Annotated in this window: 15 protein-coding genes; 9 read left to right on the forward strand and 6 right to left on the reverse strand. The window is 73.8% G+C overall.

What is annotated here, in order from left to right; translation table 11 throughout:
* Window positions 1-2: 2 nt before the first annotated feature.
* From pdhA to O7542_RS08965, 4 genes are all read left to right on the forward strand, one after another.
* Complete coding sequence (pdhA, locus tag O7542_RS08950) at window positions 3-1202, forward strand: pyruvate dehydrogenase (acetyl-transferring) E1 component subunit alpha (RefSeq protein WP_043330070.1); 1200 nt, start codon at window positions 3-5, stop codon at window positions 1200-1202.
* A complete protein-coding gene (locus O7542_RS08955) occupies window positions 1202-2206 on the forward strand; it encodes an alpha-ketoacid dehydrogenase subunit beta (RefSeq protein WP_069088570.1) in 1005 nt (334 codons plus the stop codon). Before pdhA ends, O7542_RS08955 begins: the two co-directional genes overlap by 1 nt.
* A 53-nt stretch (window positions 2207-2259) precedes the next feature.
* Window positions 2260-3594: a dihydrolipoamide acetyltransferase family protein gene (locus O7542_RS08960; RefSeq protein ID WP_113973095.1), complete on the forward strand. Its 1335-nt coding sequence runs from the start codon at window positions 2260-2262 to the stop codon at window positions 3592-3594.
* 587 nt (window positions 3595-4181) lie between these two features.
* Entirely contained in the window at window positions 4182-5453 is a 1272-nt protein-coding gene (locus O7542_RS08965; RefSeq protein WP_064445788.1) for an Ig-like domain-containing protein, read from the forward strand.
* 60 nt (window positions 5454-5513) lie between these two features.
* Here O7542_RS08965 and O7542_RS08970 read toward each other — a convergent pair whose 3' ends face one another.
* On the reverse strand, window positions 5514-6533 hold the full coding sequence (locus O7542_RS08970; RefSeq protein ID WP_166455899.1) for an SMP-30/gluconolactonase/LRE family protein: 1020 nt from the start codon (window positions 6531-6533) through the stop codon (window positions 5514-5516).
* A 174-nt stretch (window positions 6534-6707) separates the two neighbouring features.
* On the opposite strand from O7542_RS08970, the gene O7542_RS08975 reads away from it, so the two are divergent.
* Window positions 6708-7106, forward strand: coding sequence for an STAS domain-containing protein (locus tag O7542_RS08975; RefSeq protein ID WP_083297017.1), 399 nt, complete (start codon window positions 6708-6710; stop codon window positions 7104-7106).
* Between the two features lie 74 nt (window positions 7107-7180).
* Here O7542_RS08975 and O7542_RS08980 read toward each other — a convergent pair whose 3' ends face one another.
* Both O7542_RS08980 and O7542_RS08985 read right to left on the reverse strand, forming a co-directional pair.
* Entirely contained in the window at window positions 7181-7549 is a 369-nt protein-coding gene (locus O7542_RS08980) for an FKBP-type peptidyl-prolyl cis-trans isomerase (protein WP_030499930.1), read from the reverse strand.
* Window positions 7550-7703: 154 nt separating this feature from the next.
* The gene (locus O7542_RS08985; RefSeq protein ID WP_043330076.1) at window positions 7704-8276 is read right to left on the reverse strand and encodes a DoxX family membrane protein; all 573 of its coding nucleotides are present in this window, start codon (window positions 8274-8276) and stop codon (window positions 7704-7706) included.
* 226 nt (window positions 8277-8502) lie between these two features.
* Here O7542_RS08985 and O7542_RS08990 point away from each other — a divergent pair, with 226 nt between their 5' ends.
* Complete coding sequence (locus tag O7542_RS08990; protein WP_281606020.1) at window positions 8503-9201, forward strand: CBS domain-containing protein; 699 nt, start codon at window positions 8503-8505, stop codon at window positions 9199-9201.
* Between the two features lie 14 nt (window positions 9202-9215).
* On the opposite strand, the gene O7542_RS08995 is transcribed toward O7542_RS08990, so the two are convergent.
* Together O7542_RS08995 and O7542_RS09000 are read right to left on the reverse strand one after the other, a co-directional pair.
* Entirely contained in the window at window positions 9216-9935 is a 720-nt protein-coding gene (locus O7542_RS08995; protein ID WP_166455898.1) for a helical backbone metal receptor, read from the reverse strand.
* A 26-nt stretch (window positions 9936-9961) separates the two neighbouring features.
* Window positions 9962-11053, reverse strand: a complete 1092-nt coding sequence (locus tag O7542_RS09000; protein WP_043323680.1) for a DICT sensory domain-containing protein — start codon at window positions 11051-11053, stop codon at window positions 9962-9964.
* A 131-nt stretch (window positions 11054-11184) separates the two neighbouring features.
* Between O7542_RS09000 and O7542_RS09005 the strand changes: the two genes are divergently transcribed.
* Entirely contained in the window at window positions 11185-12051 is an 867-nt protein-coding gene (locus tag O7542_RS09005; protein ID WP_166455897.1) for a hypothetical protein, read from the forward strand.
* Window positions 12052-12321: 270 nt separating this feature from the next.
* A complete protein-coding gene (locus O7542_RS09010; RefSeq protein WP_069088576.1) occupies window positions 12322-13614 on the forward strand; it encodes a hypothetical protein in 1293 nt (430 codons plus the stop codon).
* Between the two features lie 234 nt (window positions 13615-13848).
* Here the strand turns inward: O7542_RS09010 and O7542_RS09015 are convergent, their stop codons facing one another.
* Window positions 13849-14196, reverse strand: a complete 348-nt coding sequence (locus tag O7542_RS09015) for an Lsr2 family protein (protein WP_043330078.1) — start codon at window positions 14194-14196, stop codon at window positions 13849-13851.
* A 245-nt stretch (window positions 14197-14441) separates the two neighbouring features.
* Here O7542_RS09015 and lon point away from each other — a divergent pair, with 245 nt between their 5' ends.
* Window positions 14442-16778 carry an endopeptidase La gene (lon, locus tag O7542_RS09020; RefSeq protein ID WP_113972817.1) on the forward strand — a complete coding sequence of 779 codons (2337 nt, stop codon included), beginning with the start codon at window positions 14442-14444 and terminating at the stop codon, window positions 16776-16778.
* Window positions 16779-16835: the final 57 nt, after the last annotated feature.

Consider the following 16835-nt stretch of genomic DNA (forward strand, 5'->3'; position numbering starts at 1 on the left):
GCATAGGGCCACCACACGTCCAGGAGGTCCCCGCCGTGACGACCACACCCCAGGCGGTCCGCAGGGCATCCCCGCGCACCCGCCGGAAGACCACCCCGGCCGCACCCGACCCGTCGGCCGGCTTCATGCCGCAGCGGGAACCGGTCCGGCTGCTCGAACCCGACGGGACCCCGCTGCCGGCCCGCGACGACTACCCGGAGCCACCGGTCGAGACGCTGCGCGAGATGTACCGGCGGATGGTCGTCGGCCGCCGCTTCGACGTGCAGGCCACCGCGCTCACCAAGCAGGGCCGCCTCGCCGTCTACCCGTCCGCGCGTGGCCAGGAGGCGTGCCAGATCGGCGGCGTGCTCGCGCTGCGCGAGGACGACTGGGTGTTCCCCACGTACCGCGAGTCGATGGCGCTGACCGCCCGCGGCCTCGACCCGGTCGAGGTGCTCACGCTGCTGCGCGGCGACTGGCACTGCGGGTACGACCCGGCCGCCACCCGCACCGCCCCGCAGTGCACCCCGCTCGCCACCCAGTGCGTGCACGCCGCCGGGCTGGCCTACGGCGAGTCGTACCAGGGGCGCGACACCGTGGCGCTGGCGTTCATCGGCGACGGCGCCACCAGCGAGGGCGACTTCCACGAGGGCATCAACTTCGCCGCCGTGTTCAAGGCGCCCGTCGTCTACCTGGTGCAGAACAACAAGTACGCGATCAGCGTGCCGCTGTCCCGGCAGACCGCCGCGCCGAGCCTCGCGTACAAGGGCGTCGGCTACGGCGTACCCAGCGAGCAGGTCGACGGCAACGACCCGGTCGCCGTGCTCGCGGTGCTGGAGCGCGCCGTCGCGCACGCCCGCGCCGGCAAGGGCCCCTACCTGGTCGAGGCGCACACGTACCGGATGGAGCCGCACACCAACGCCGACGACCAGACCCGCTACCGCGACGCCGACGAGGTCGAGGCGTGGCGCGACCGCGACCCGATCGCCCGGCTCGAGGCGTACCTGCGGGCCAAGGGCGTGCTGGACGACGCCGCCGTCGCGGCGATCGCCGAGGAGGCCGAGGAGTACGCCGCGGCGCTGCGCCGCCGGATGGACGACCAGCCGACAGTGGACCCGCTGAGCCTGTTCGACCACGTGTACGCCGAGCCGACGCCGCAACTGGTCGAGCAGCGCGAGATGGTCCGGGCCGAGCTGGCCGCCGACGCGGAGGGGGACGCCTGATGGCCACCATGACCATGGCGAAGGCGCTCAACGCGGCGCTCGCCGACGCGATGCTCGACGACGAGCGGGTGGTCGTCTTCGGTGAGGACGTCGGCCAGCTCGGCGGCGTCTTCCGGATCACCGACGGGCTGCAGGCCCGGTTCGGCGACAAGCGCTGCTTCGACACCCCGCTCGCCGAGGCCGGCATCGTCGGGTTCGCGGTCGGCCTGGCCATGTCCGGGCTGCGGCCGGTCGTGGAGATGCAGTTCGACGCGTTCGCCTACCCGGCGTTCGAGCAGATCGCCTCGCACGTGGCGAAGCTGCGCAACCGCACCCGCGGCGCGTTGAGCGTGCCGATCGTCATCCGCGTGCCGTACGCCGGTGGCATCGGCGGCGTGGAGCACCACTGCGACTCGTCCGAGGCGTACTACGCGCACACGCCCGGCCTGAAGGTGGTCACGCCCGCGACCGTGGACGACGCGTACTCGCTGCTGCGCGCCGCCATCGACGACCCCGACCCGGTGGTGTTCCTGGAGCCCAAGAAGCTCTATTTCACCAGCGCCGAGGCGGAGCTGCCGGCCCGTACCGCGCCGATCGGCAGCGCCGTGGTGCGCCGCCCCGGCACCGACGCGACGCTTATCGCGTACGGCCCGGCGGTGCCTGTGGCGCTGGCCGCCGCCGAGGCCGCCCGCGAGGAGGGCTGGGACCTGGAGGTGGTCGACGTGCGCAGCATCGTGCCGTTCGACGACGCCACGGTCACCGCCTCGGTACGTCGTACCGGCCGGTGCGTGGTGATCCAGGAGGCGCAGGGCTTCGCCGGTGTCGGCGCGGAGATCGCCGCGCGGGTGCAGGAGCGCTGCTTCCATGCCCTGCACGCGCCGGTGCTGCGGGTGTCCGGGCTGGACATCCCGTACCCGGCGCCGATGCTGGAGCACACCCACCTGCCCTCGGTCGACCGGGTGCTGGACACCGTGGCCCGCCTGCAGTGGGACGACCAGCCCGACACGAGGTGGGTGGCGGCATGACCGAACGCACCGAGCGGAGCGAGGGCCGTGAGGGCATGCCCAACCAGCGCGGCATGAGCACGGCTGTGGGGACCCGCGACTTCCTCCTGCCCGACCTCGGGGAGGGGCTGAGCGAGGCGGAGATCGTCGAGTGGCGGGTCGCCGTGGGCGACGTGGTCACCGTGGACCAGAGCGTGGTCGAGGTGGAGACCGCCAAGGCCGTCGTCGACGTGCCGTGCCCGTACGCCGGACGGGTCGTGGCCCTGCACGGCGCGGCCGGTGAGGTACGCCCGGTCGGTCAGCCGCTGATCACCATCGCCCCGCTCGACGACGCCCCCGACCCGCACGCCACCTACCGCGAGGAGGAGCGGGCCGGGTCCGGAAACGTCCTGATCGGCTACGGCACCGGCCACGGCGGCTCGGGTCGGCGGCGGCGTCGGCCGCGTCTGGCGCTCGCTCCCGAGGCCGCGCCGGCGTCGGTCGACCCGGCGCGGACCGGCGGACCGGCGGCGGCGCCGCTTGTCATCTCGCCGATCGTGCGGCGGCTGGCCAAGGAGCACGGCATCGACCTGGCGTCGCTGCGCGGCACCGGGCCGGGCGGCGTGATCCGCCGGGCCGACCTGGACGCCGCCGTGGCCGCTGCTGCTCCGGCGGCCCGGCTGGCCGCGGTGCCGGACGCCCCGGCCGCCCACGTCGGGCTCGCCCCGGCCGGCGACGGTGACACGGTCATCCCGCTCACCGGCATCCGCAAGGTGATCGCCGACAAGCTCTCCCGCAGCCGCCGGGAGATTCCGGAGGTGACCATCTGGGTCGACGTGGACGCCACCGGCCTGCTGGAGACGCGCGCCGCGATCAACGCCGCCACGCCGGAGGCGCCGGTGAGCATCCTGGCCCTGCTGGCCCGGATCTGCCTCAGCGGCCTGCGGAAGTTCCCGCAGCTCAACGCGCACGTCGACACCGAGGGGCAGCGGATCATCCAGTCCGCCGGCGTGCACCTGGGCATCGCCGCGCAGACCGACAGGGGCCTGGTCGTGCCGGTGCTGCGTGACGCGCAGCGGCTGACCACCCGGGAGCTGGCCGCCGCGCTCGCCGAGACCACCGCGGCGGCCCGGGCCGGCACGCTGCCCCCGGCACGGCTGACCGGCGGGACGTTCACGCTCAACAACTACGGCGTGTTCGGCGTCGACGGCTCGACGCCGATCATCAACCACCCGGAGGCGGCGCTGCTGGGCGTCGGCCGGATCGTGGACAAGCCGTGGGTGGTGGACGGGCAGCTCGCCGTCCGCAAGGTGACCCAGATCAGCCTCACCTTCGACCACCGGGTCTGCGACGGCGGGGTGGCGGGCGGCTTCCTGCGCCACGTCGCCGACTGCGTCGAGCAGCCCGCCCTCCTGGTCGCCAACGTCTGACCGGTCAGGCTCCCGGCCCCGGCCCTCCCCACGGAGGTCCGGGGCCGCGCCGCGTCCCCGCCCCCGCTCCCCGCCCCGGGCTCCCCGTCCCCCGCTCGCGATCTTGCACTTGCGGCCCTCGACGTGCCCGATTCGCACCCTTCTCCGGGGCCGCAACTGCAAGATCGCCGCGGCGGCGCGGGTGACGCGAGCGAGGGAGTCCAGCGCTGGCCGTCTTGCGGGACCCTTGTTCCGGTGGGTGGGATCGGTCGAGATCTTGGTAGCAAAGTGCCCCTGTGGAGGCCGTTTCGTACCAAGATCTCGCCGGGTCGGAACCTCACGCCGCCCCTTCTTCGTCGATCATGAGGTTGACGGGGATGAAACGGACATCGTGTGCCGTCAACTTCATGATCGACGGACCCGGGGGCGGCCGGGCAGTAGGTGAGGGGGAACCGGGCGGAGGGCGCGTGCGGCGCAAGCGGGGACGGGAATTACCTGTCCGGCACGATTCTCCGCAGCCTTTTCCGAGCAATTCCGCCGAAGGTGCCACGGCGTGATCCTGGGCCTACAGAATGTGGGCGAGAGGGTTCGGAAATGGGGGGCGAAATATGTTTGCGAGGCGCCGACTGACGCTTTTCGCGATGACTGTCGCAGCCGCGCCGCTGGCGGTCGGCGCGTGCACCGCCGGCCCGAAGTCGGTGGCGAAACAGGCCGAGGCGTCGCCGCCGTCGGTCACCGTGACACCCGCCGATCGCACGAAGAACGTGCCGATCAGCGCGGAGGTGGGCACGAAGGTCAGCAACGGCAAGGTGACAGCCGTCAAGCTGACCGACGACAAGGGCAACGCCGTACCGGCCCAGCCGCGCGAGGACGGCTCCGGCTGGGTGCCGGACCGTCCGCTGGCCAATTCCCGGACGTACACCGCGGAGGTGACCGCGACCGGCGATTCCGGCAAGACCGCCACGCAGAAGACGACGTTCACGACGATGGCCAAATCCACCAAACCGGCCGTCACCAGCGAATTGTATTTCCGGCCGAATCAGACGTACGGGACGGCGATGCCGGTGGTGCTCGGATTCGACCCGCCGATTCCGAAGGAGGCCCGCGCGGACGTGCAGCGCCGGCTGTTCGTGAAGACCGACCCGCCGCAGCCCGGCACTTGGTCGTGGGTGGCCGACGGCAAGCAGGCCGAGTACCGGGCGCCGGACCGCTGGAAGCCGGGCACGACGATCAGCGTGCGCAGCGCGTTGCAGGGGCTGCCCATCGGCAAGGAGGCGATCGGCGACTCCGACCGGGTCGCGACCGCCAAGGTCGGCCGGCAGGTGACGCTCGACATCGACAACGGGACCAAGCAGATGACCGTCTACGAGGACGGCAAGGTGCTCAAGAAGATCCCGGTCAGTCTCGGCAAGGAGAGCACGCCGACGTCCAGCGGCACCATGGTGATCATGGAGAAGCACGAGCACACCACGTTCGACACCCGGGGTGAGCCCAACGGCGGCTACGTGGTCGACGTGGACGACGCCCAGCGGCTGACCTGGGGCGGCGAGTTCATCCACTCCGCGCCGTGGTCGGAGGGGGAGCAGGGCTACACCAACACCTCGCACGGCTGCACGAACGTGTCGGCCACGGCCGCGGACTGGCTCATGGGCGTCACGCAGGTCGGTGACCTGGTGACAGTGCGGGGCACCGAGGTGAAGCTCGACCAGGGCAACGGCTTCACCGCCTGGAACGTCAGCTGGGACGAGTTCGCCAAGGGCAGCGCGCTGCCCGTACCGGCGGGGCTGAAGCCCACGCAGAGCGCCACGCCGCACCCGGGCGCGGTGGCCGGCGGGTCGGCGCCGGCGCCGGCGCCGTCGCGGAGCAACAGCGGCGGCTGAACCTGGGGAGGAACGGCCCAGGGGCCGGCCCGCGTCGCGCGGGCCGGCCCCGTGCCGTGCTCAGTCCAGGTCGACGCGGGCCACCCCGGCCGCGGTCAGGCTGCCGAGCCAGAGCCGGCGGCCGTGCTGCCGCACGCCGGTGACCATCGGGTACGCCCCGCTGGGGCCGTGCAGCGTCCGCAGCACCCGCCCCGTGCCGTCAACGAGCGCGACCAGCCCGTAGCGGCGCGGCCGGGGCTGCACCGCGCCGGGCAGCAGCGCGACGAGCTGGCGGACGCGCGGATGCGGCAGCAGCCGTTCCATCGCCGCCAGCCGGGGGCTGGGCAACGCGACCCAGTACGTCCCGTCACCCACCGCGGAGATGTTGTCCGGGTACGCCGGGAGGTCGGTCAGCACCGTGGCCCGCCCGCCCGGCAGGTCGATCCGGAGCAGCCGGTGGGTGGCGGTCTCGGCGAGCATCAGCGCCGACTCGTCCGGGGTGAGCGCCAGCCCGTTGGGGAAGTAGAGCCCGTCGGCCACCACGTCGGTGCGCCCGGTGCGCCTGTCGTAGGCCAGCACCCGCCCGTTGGGCCGGTGCTCCAGCAGGTCCCGCTTCCAGTGCGACAGCGGGAAGCGGTCGGAGGAGTCGGTGAAGTAGACGGTGCCGTCGCTCGCGACCGCCGCGTTGTCGGCCAGGTGCACCGGCGGGGCGGTCCCGGTCAGCTCGTGCACCGCGCCGGCGGGGTCGACCCGCAGCAGTCCCCGGTACGCGTCGCAGACGAGCAGCCCGCCGTCGACCGGGTCCCGTTCGATGCCCAGCGGCCGTCCGCCGGTCTCGGCCAGAAGCGTGGGCCGGGTGCCGGCCGGCGCGTCGGCGGGCCACCACCAGAGCCGGCCGTCCTCGTCGCCGCTGACCACCCGGCCGTCGGCGTCGACCACCACGTCCTCCGGCCCGTGCCCGCCGGCCGGCAACGGCAGCAGGTCGGCCCGGTCGAGCCGGGTGTCGGCGGGCGTCCAGGGCCCGGTCAGCGGCGGCGGCACGGTCGCCGGCTCGCGGACCGGCCGGATCAGCAGGGGCGCACGCGGGCGGGGGACGGCCATCGGCTCATTGTGGCCCGGCGGCGTCGCGAAGGGCAGTGCCCGACGGCGTTTCGCGCCCGTGGCGCGGCGGCTGCGGGATGACCCTGAGACGGCTCGGGGTCGGTTCCCGGACAGTACCCGGAACCCCCGCCGCGAGGCCCGGAAATGTCGGTGGGGCCGGGTAGGTTTGGCCGCATGGTACACAGCGTTGAGCGCTTCCACGTGGCGATGGACGTGCACGATCACGTGGTCGAGCTGCGTCCGGTCGGCGAGATCGACATCGCCACCGTGACGGCGTTCCGGGCCGCGCTCTGGGCCGCGCCGGCGCGGCCGGTGCTGCGGGTCGACCTGTCGGGTGTGCGGCTGCTGTCCGCCGCCGGGGTCCGCGCGCTCGTCGCCACCCACCTGCGGGTCCGGGCCCGCGGTGGCGAGCTGGTGCTCGTCGACCCCGACCCGGTGGTGGCCCGGGTGCTGCGGGTGACCGGCCTGCACCGGGTGCTCCCGGTGCGCTGCTCCGACCGCTCGCAGGACGTGCCGAGCCGTGCCCACGACCGGTCCGGCCGCACCCACGAGATGGTGGCGTGCGCGGCCTGAACGGGAGCGGGCCGCCGGGCACACGACGGGCCGCCGGCGCGAGTGCCGACGGCCCGACGTGAACGGCGCTGCGCTCAGCGCACGCCGAGCAGGTCCACCACGAAGACGAGCGTCTCGTTCGGCTTGATGACGCCGCCGGCGCCGCGGGCGCCGTAGCCCAGGTGCGGCGGGATGGTGAGCTTGCGCCGGCCGCCGACCTTCATGCCGACGACGCCCTGGTCCCAGCCGGCGATGACCTGGCCGCCGCCGAGCGGGAACTCGAACGTCTCACCCCGGTTCCACGAGGCGTCGAACTCGCGGCCGTTCGAGTGGGCCACGCCCACGTAGTGCACGCTCACCAGTTGGCCCGGGCGGGCCTCCGGGCCGTCGCCGACGGTGATGTCCTCGACGACCAGATCCGCGGGCGGCGCGCCCTCGATCGGGCCGACCTGGGGCTTGTCCATGAACGGTCTCCTCGGTGCTGACGGTGTGGTCACCGTCGATCCTGCCGGATCGCGACCGGCCGATACGCGCCGGTCCCCGCACACCGGCGTGGCGGGGACACGAGAAGGGGGCGGGCGCCGCCTGTCGGCGACGCCCGCCCCGCAGCGGGCTGGTTCACTTCAGCCAGGGGAGACGCTGGACCAGGGGGAGCTTCGCCCAGATCCGGCCGAGGCCGAGGGTGTTGCCGGCGCCCACCAGGGCGAGACCGGCCAACAGGCCCGCGTAGATGAGGTGGTCGTCCATGAAGGGGTTGTTCGCCGGGGGCAGCACGGCCGTCCACATCAGGACCAGGAGCAGTCCGCCGGCCACGGCGGCGATCCGGATGCCGATGCCGAGCATCAGCGCGACACCGATGCCGAGCAGGCCGAGCATGAACAGCGTGTCCGCCCAGGCCGCGCCGGCGATGTTCCGGTAGAGGTCCGCGAACGGGCCCTCGACCGCGTTGCCCAGGAAGCCCTTGGTCGGGCTGCCGCCGTTGATCCAGGCGTTCTTCGCCGCGGTCTCGTGGCCGAGGCCGAACATCTTGTCGAGGAAGGCCCAGAGGAAGATCCAGCCCAGCGCGAGCCGCAGGCCGGCCCACACGTACCGGGTGGCCTTCTGCCGGGTGGTCTCGATGTGCGCCGCCGGAGCGGTGGTGGCGGCGGGGGTCCGCTTGACGGCGGGGGTCCGCTCGATTGTCGCGGTCATGGTCTCCACGTCCCTTCCTGTGCCTCGCACCGCGCTTCCCGGTGGCACATTCATTCCACCGCCGAGCCGCCTCCCGGAGCAGGGCCGACCGGTGCCCTGATGACCGGGTCTTTGGTCCCGTCCGTACCCGGTCCGGTCGGCCCCTCCCCGCCGGTCCGCCGCCCCTGACCAGGGCGTTTGCGGCGGCCTATCGTCGCAGGTGAAGGCCCGGTACGAGGAGGTCGTGATGAGGACGTGGCAGGTGGCCGACGTGATGACCAGGGACGTCGCGGCGGTGACGGAGCAGACCCCGTACCGCGAGATCGTCGACGTGCTGGTGCGTAAGCGGATCAGCGGCGTGCCGGTGGTCGACTCGTTCCACCGGGTGCTCGGCGTGATCTCCGAGGCGGACCTGCTGCACAAGGTGGAGCGGGCCGGTCACCCGGACGAGCGCCGGGTGTTCGAGGGGCGGCGGCGCCGTACCGCCCGGGCGAAGGCCGACGCGCTGGTGGCCGGGGACCTGATGACCGCACCGGCGGTCACCACCCACGAGCGCGCCTCGCTGGCCGCGACGGCCCGGCTGATGGACCGCGAGGCGGTCAAGCGGGTGCCGGTGCTGGACGACCTGGGCCGGCTGTCCGGCATCGTCACCCGTGGTGACCTGCTCCGGGTGCACCTGCGTACCGACGCGGAGATCCGCGAGGAGGTGGTGCACGAGGTGCTGCGCCGGGTGCTGTCGGTCCGCGACGGCCTGGTCACGGTGCAGGTCCGCGGCGGCGAGGTCACCATGGACGGTCGGCTGGACCGGCGCAGCGCCGTCGAGCTCGCCGGTCGCCTGGCCGGACAGGTCGCGGGCGTGGTCGCCGTGCACAACGCGATCGGGTACGACCTGGACGACACCACGCTGATGGAGCTGGACCCGGTGCACGCCACCCCGGTTGCCTGAGCGTGCCGGCGCGGTCAGGCGGTGGCGCTCGCGAGCTGGGCGGCGAGCAGCGCCGGGGCCTCGGCCAGCGACGGGCCGTACCAGGTGAGGTGCCGGCCGGACACCAGCGCCGCCGGCACCCCCGGGAACGCCTCCGGCCCGTCGTCGGCGGTGAACCGGTACGGCTCGTCGGGCAGCACCACCAGCTCCGGTGACCGGGCGCGCAGCTCGTCGAGAGCGGGCCGGGGATAGCGTTCCGCGTCCCCGGCCCAGCCGTTCACCACGCCGAGCCGGGCCAGCACGTCCCCGGCGAACGTGTCCCGGCCGAGCACCACCCACGGGCGCCGCCACACCGGCACCACAGCGGTGCGGACGCGCGCCGGCGTGCCCAGGGCCGCCCAGGCGCGACGGGCTGCCGTCAGCCACGGCGGCTCGGCCGGCGCGCCGAGCGCGACCACCAGCTCGCCGAGCTGGTCGAGCGCCTCCGGCACGGTACGCGGGAACGTGACCCGCACCGGCGCCCCGGCCGCGCGCAACGCCTCGGCGTCGGCCAGCCGGTTCTCCTCCTCGTTGAGCAGCACCAGATCCGGTTTGAGGGCGAGCACCCGGTCCAGGTCCGGATACTTCGTCCCGCCGACCCGGGCGACGTCCAGCCCGGCCGGATGGGTGCACCAGTCGGTCGCCCCGACCAGCACCTCCGGGCGGGTGGCCGCCACCGCCTCGGTCAGCGACGGCACCAGCGACACCACCCGCACGGCGTGTTCTCCCCTCGTACCGCGGATCAGCGGGCCGGCGCGGTCGCGGCGTCGGCCGTCTCCGGCGGCAGGCCCGCCACCGGCAGGCCCTTGCGGGCCGCCCAGTCGACGGCGGCGCGCAGGTCCGCGGTGGGCAGCGGCCGCCGGGTGCTCACCCCGACCGCCGCGTGCATCGTGTAAACCAGGAACGGGTACGACTTGGCGAGCGCGGCGATCGCGTCGTGCAGGCGGCGCACCACCTCGAGCGCGGCCGGCTCGTCCAGCCCGGGCAGCAGGAGCTGGTACTCGTTCTCGGCGACCCGCAGCGCGCGGTCGACCGGGCGCAGCGCGCCGGTGACGGCGGCGAGCACGGCATGGCCCTCCCGGGCGCCGTTGCGCCGGCCGAATCGTTCCGGCGAGCCGGGCGGCTCGTCCACCCGCAGGCCGACCAGCGCCACCGGCAGCGTGCCCGAGGCGGTCACCCCGTCCATGCCGGCCCACCGGCGCAGGCCCGGCTCGTCGAGGAACGCCTCGGCCGGCTGGACCGGCGGCGTGACCCGGTCGGCGCGGCGGGCCAGCAGCCGCAGCGCCGCCTCGGCGCGCGGCTCGCCCGGTCCGGCCGGGATGTCGCGCACCCGGGCGATCGCCTCGTCCAGCGCCGTGCGCGCCTCGGCGGGCAGCCGCTCGGCGAGTTGTTCGCGCAGCCGGATGGCCTCGTGCAGCGCCTCGTCCCGGCGGAATCCCCAGCGGCCGTCGAAGAGCCGGCCGGCTTCCAGCGTCGGCGCGGGCGTCGCCTCGGCGCGGTCGTGGGCCACGAGGGTGGCGCCGAACCGGGGGCTCAGCACCACCACGCTCCACTCGCGGGCCAGCTCCTCCGCCTCGTCGAGCGTCACGCCGTACGTGCGCTCGGGCAGGTCGGGCGGCGGGCCGCCGACCATCGCCACCACCGTCGCCGCGGCGCGGCCGGCGATGCGCCGGTAGACCTCGCGCTCCCGGTCGAAGTACGGCAGCCGCTGGAACAGGGCGAACACGATCAGCGGGCCGTCCTCGGCCTCGGCGAGCGCGGCCCGCTCGATGGCGTGGGAGAGGGCGACGAGACTGCGTTTGGTGAACTGCTCCGGGGTCCGTCCGCTGTGCACGGGCAGAGCCTAGAGGCACGGACGCGGCTGCGCACCGGTCGGCGGGCCCCGGCGTGCTCCACCGCACCGCCGGGGCGGACGCCCGACGCCCTACACTCGGGCGTCGACCGGACGACGGGGGGCGGGGCGAGATGACGAACACCGGCAGCGTGACCGCCTCCTGGCTGCGGCCGGTCCCGTCCGGCGCGACGCCGTGCCTGACCCGCCACGGGCACGTCGGGTACGCCGGCCGGCGGCTCGGCGATCTGGTGCAGGGCCGTCCGCCGGGGGTCACCGGCAACCAGTGGAGCACGGCCGGGCGGGCGCCGCTGGACCTGGTGGTCGGCGCCGCCGACACCGGCCTGCCGCGCTTCGCGGTGCGGTTCACCGCGCCCGCGTCCGACGGGTCGCCCGCCCGCCGGGAGGAACGGCTGACCGACGCGGTGTCCGCCGCCGTCGGCCTGCCGCTGCTGCGGGTCGAGTCACCGACGCTGCGCGGCGCCGATCACGTCCGCCGCTTCGTCGAGTACGTCCTGGACGCGCGGGCCTACGCCGAGGGCACCGACCCGGACGCCGGGGACGCGGTCGGCTTCCGGGACATCATCGGCCGGCTGCCGGACGGCCGGCGTGGACCGGTGAACGACCTCGGGGCGCTCGCGCGGGTCGAGGCGGTCGAGGCGTACGTGGCCGGCCGGCTCGCCGACCCGATCGTGCGCGGGCTGCACGTGCGCTGGACCGGCGGCCCGGCGGAGGGCTGGTGCTGGGTCGAGGTGCGGCCCGGCGGCTGCCTGCTGGAGCGGGTACGGCTGACGTCGCGGGGATTCTCCTGCGGCGTGGACCCGGGCCGGCTCGCCGAGGACCTGGCCGCGATGGCGCTGGGGGAGCGACTGCGCGATCTCGACGCCGCCGGGGCGTCCCTGGTGGACCGGGAGGAGCTTCGCGGTCGGGTGCGCGCGCTCGCGGCCCGGCGGGACTCCTTCGACGGCGGCTTCGCCTTCGACCACCTCTGCGCGGACTGAATCCTTCCTGGCCGCGGCGCCGAGCCGGCCCCGGCCCGGCACGTCCCGATTTTTTTCGATCTCCGGTTGAACCTTCGCCGACGGCGCTCCGTACCTCATCGGGAATGGACGCAGACTTCCCCGCCGCGCCCGGACGGCGCGGAGACGGTGCGGAAAGGGCATCGTCGGCCATCGACGCGCGACCCGAGCGTCGCAGTGATCTCACACCCCGAATTCATCGGTCCGCCGGGATCACCAGTCAACTACCGGATCGAGAAGGAGAGCAATTCGATGCGCAGGTCCACACGGGCGCGCCGGTCATCCGGTAACGCGCGGAGCAAGCGGGTGCTGGCAGTGGTCGGCACGCTCGCGGTCTTCGGCGGCATCGTGGCCGTCACCCAGATCTCGTCCGCCCAGGACCGGCGGACGACCACGCGCGCCGCCTCGGCGTCCTGTGTGCCCGCCAGCCCGGGGGCGACCGCCCCGGACGGCCAGGGCAGCAGCACCCGTACCTGGCAGAACGGCCGCTGGGTCCGTAACCACTGGGGCGACGGCCAGATGTCGCCGGCCGAGTGCCAGCAGACGACCGCGGGTGGCGCCGGCGCCGGCACTCCGACCGTGACCTGCCCGGACGTCCGGGGTCGGCTGCCGCAGGTGCCCGGCCGGGCCCGTGCCGAGGTGGATCGAGAACTGGCGGCGCTGACGTCCCAGATCGCTGAGGCGAACCGGCGGCTCGCGGCGGAGGGCCGCAACGGGGGCGAGTTCATCAACAACGCGATCCTGGGTCCGCTCGCGGACAAGCGGACCGCGGCGCTGAACCGGATCGCCACCGCCATCGGCCGGTTCGGCCAGCGCCCGCAGGGGCTGGACCAGTTCGCCCGGTGCGCGTTGACCGACGTCCCCGGCAACGGTGGGGGTCAGAACGGCGGGGGTCAGAACGGCGGCAACAACAACGGCGGTCAGAACGGGGGCCAGAACGGCGGGAACAACGGCGGCGGGAACAACAACGGCGGCGGCCAGAACAACGGTGGCGGCAACGGGCTGAACGTGCTCGCCAAGGACTGCTCCGGCAGCCAGCTGCAGGGGCACGACGGCTTCCAGAACGGCAACCGGTGCGTCAGCACCGCGTTCGGTGAGGTGGGCGCCGCGGCGAACAACCCGTCGCTGCTGATCACGCAGTTCCCGAACCAGGTGCGGCGCAACCAGCCGTTCACGCTCCGGGTGACCACCAAGAACCTGGTGCGGGACCGCTTCCTCGCGGCCGGGCAGGGCGGCTACTACCTGGAGAGCTCGCTGCTCAACGGTCAGGGCCTGGTGCGCGGCCACTTCCACACCGCCTGCCGGATGCTCGGCAGCACCCGGCAGCCCCCGAACCCGCAGGACGTGCCGGCGTTCTTCGTCGCCACCGAGGACGGCCGCGGCGGCAACCAGCCGGACGACGTGCTGATCCAGATCCCGGGCCTGGCGCAGTCGGGCGTGGCGCAGTGCGCGGTCTGGGCCGGTGACGGCTCGCACCGCATCCCGATGATGGAGCGGGCGAACCAGACTCCCGCCATCGACGTGGTGCGCATCCGGGTCAACTGAGGACACGCGACGGCCGCGGCCGCCCGGGAACCGTCCGGGTGGCCGCGGCCGTGTCGTGTCCGCGTGGTGGGTACGCGAGGCGGGTCCGGCAGGGGAGCGTGGGAATCGTTCCGGGAAGAAGTTTCGTGCCGTCGGACTCCAGCCCGATGAAAGTCACCGACAACACAAAAGGCCGGCCGGGCGCTGCGATTTCTCAGCGTGACCCTGGGATACCCGACGGTGAGTGTTTAGCGCTCAGCGGTTCTTGTACGCCTCGACGACCGACACCGGGATGCGCCCGCGCTCGGAAATCTCGTACCCGTTCTTGGCTGCCCATTCGCGGATGGCGCGGTTCTGCTCGCGGTCCATTCCCGAGGTGCTCGGCCGGCCCGCGCGCCGGGTGGCGCGGGCGACCTCGGTGGCGCCGCGGCCGATCCGCCTGCCAGCGCTGATGTACGGGTCCAGCGCCTTGCGCAGAACGCCCGCGTTCTCGTCGGACACGTCGATCGTGTACGCCACGCCGTCCAGGCTGAACTCGACGGTCCGATCGGCCTTTCCGCCGTCGAGGTCGTCGGTCAGAACGGTGATTACTTTCCTTGCCATCGCCATTACTCCCTGTGTCGGGCGGGGTGTGCTAAGAGTCTGACTTACCTCACGGTAATTTCGCAACAATACCCGCCTCTTTGCATTCGGCGGGTCGTGCCAGGTAAGCGTCGCGGCCAATAGAGGACCGGTGCGCGAACAGGCGTCGGGAAGGCCGGACAGTGGCGTGGGTCACAACCCGGAACAAGGGGCACCTTTTGTTACTTGAGCCAGACACGCTCAACCAACGTGATGGCAGGTGTCCGATGGCAACTCTTCCGGTACTTCCCCTGACCGACACCGTCCTGCTGCCCGGGATGGTCATCCCGGTCACCCTCGACCCGACCACCCAGGCCGCCGTCGACGCGGCCCGCGCCACCGGCGACAAGGAACTCCTGGCCGTGCCCCGCCTCGACGGCGAGTACGGCTCCGTCGGCGTGGTCGCCACGATCGAGAAGGTGGGCCGGCTGCCCAGCGGCGAGCCGGCCGCCGTGATCCGCGGTCTCGTCCGGGCCCGTATCGGCTCCGGCGTGCCCGGTCCCGGCGCCGCGCTCTGGGTCGAGGCCGCGACGCTCGACGAACCCGCCCCGGCGGGCCGCGCCCGGGAACTCGCCCGCGAGTACCGCGCGCTCATGACCTCGGTGCTCCAGCAGCGCGGCGCCTGGCAGGTGATCGACGCGATGGAGCGGATGACGGACCTGTCCGAGCTGGCCGACTCGGCCGGCTACGCGCCCTGGCTCAGCCTGGCGCAGAAGACCGAGCTGCTCGCCGCGCCGGACGTCACCGCCCGGCTGGAGCTGCTGGTCGGCTGGGTGAAGGAGCACCTGGCCGAGCAGGAGGTCACCGAGCAGATCAACAGCGACGTGCGCGAAGGGCTGGAGAAGTCCCAGCGCGAGTTCCTGCTCCGCCAGCAGCTCGCCGCGATCCGCAAGGAACTCGGCGAGGACGAGCCCGACGGCTCCGCCGACTACCGCTCCCGGGTGGAGTCCGCCGACCTGCCGGAGAAGGTACGCGAGGCGGCGCTGCGCGAGGTCGGCAAGCTGGAACGGGCCAGTGACGCCTCACCCGAGGCGGGCTGGATCCGTACCTGGCTGGACACCGTGCTGGAGATGCCGTGGAGCACGCGTACCGCTGACAACACGGACCTGGCCGCGGCGCGGGCCGTGCTCGACGCCGACCACGCCGGCCTGGCCGACGTGAAGGACCGCATCCTGGAGTACCTCGCGGTGCGCAACCGGCGCGCGGAGCGCAACCTCGGCGTGGTCGGCGGACGCGGCTCCGGCGCGGTGCTGGCCCTGGCCGGCCCGCCCGGTGTCGGCAAGACCAGCCTCGGCGAGTCGGTCGCCCGGGCGCTGGGCCGCAACTTCGTCCGCGTCTCCCTCGGCGGTGTCCGGGACGAGGCGGAGATCCGCGGCCACCGGCGCACCTACGTCGGCGCGCTGCCCGGCCGGATCGTGCGGGCGCTGCGCGAGGCCGGCTCGATGAACCCGGTCGTGCTGCTCGACGAGGTCGACAAGCTGGCCGCCGGCTACTCCGGCGACCCGGCGGCGGCTCTGCTGGAGGTGCTCGACCCGGCGCAGAACCACACGTTCCGCGACCACTACCTGGAGGTCGACCTCGACCTGTCCGACGTGCTGTTCCTCGCCACCGCCAACGTGGTGGAGGCGATCCCCGGCCCGCTGCTGGACCGGATGGAGCTGGTCGCGCTGGACGGCTACACCGAGGACGAGAAGGTGGCCATCGCCCGCGACCACCTGCTGCCCCGGCAGCGGGAGCGGGCCGGGCTGACCGGCGAGGAGGTGAGCGTCGCCGACGACGCGCTGGCGCTGATCGCGGGCGAGTACACCCGGGAGGCCGGTGTCCGGCAGCTCGAACGGGCCCTGGCGAAGATCCTGCGCAAGGTGGCCGTCGCGCTCGCCACGGACGCCGCGCCGGTACACGTGGACGCCGGGAACCTGGCCCGCTACCTGGGCCGGCCGAAGTTCACCCCGGAGTCGGCCGAGCGGACCGCCGTGCCCGGCGTGGCGACCGGCCTGGCCGTCACCGGCGCCGGTGGCGACGTGCTGTTCATCGAGGCCACCACCATGGAGGGCGAGCCCGGGCTGACGCTCACCGGGCAGCTCGGCGACGTGATGAAGGAGTCCGCGCACATCGCGTGGTCGTACCTGCGGTCGAACGGGCGGCGCTACGGGCTGGACCCGAACGCGCTGGCCGGGCGGCGGATCCACCTGCACGTCCCGGCGGGCGCGGTACCGAAGGACGGCCCGAGCGCCGGCATCACCATGGTGACCGCGCTGGCCTCACTGGTGACCGGGCGTCCGGTGCGGCCCGAGTTCGGGATGACCGGCGAGGTGACGCTCTCCGGCCGGGTGCTGCCGATCGGCGGGGTGAAGCAGAAGCTGCTCGCCGCGCACCGGGCCGGTCTCACCGAGGTGATCATCCCGAAGCGCAACGAGCCGGACCTGGACGACCTGCCGGCGCAGGTGCGGGAGGCGCTGACCGTGCACACCCTGTCCGACGTGGCGGACGTGCTCGCGCTGGCGCTGCGCCCAGCCGAACTCGACACGCAGGCGCTGGACGGCCCGGCGCTCGCCGCGGCCTGACGGCCGTCGCCCCGGCCACCGCACGCACGGTGGCCGGGGCGACGCCGTGTCCGCCCG

It is taken from the genome of Micromonospora sp. WMMC264 (assembly GCF_027497275.1).
Lineage (GTDB): Bacteria > Actinomycetota > Actinomycetes > Mycobacteriales > Micromonosporaceae > Micromonospora > Micromonospora chalcea.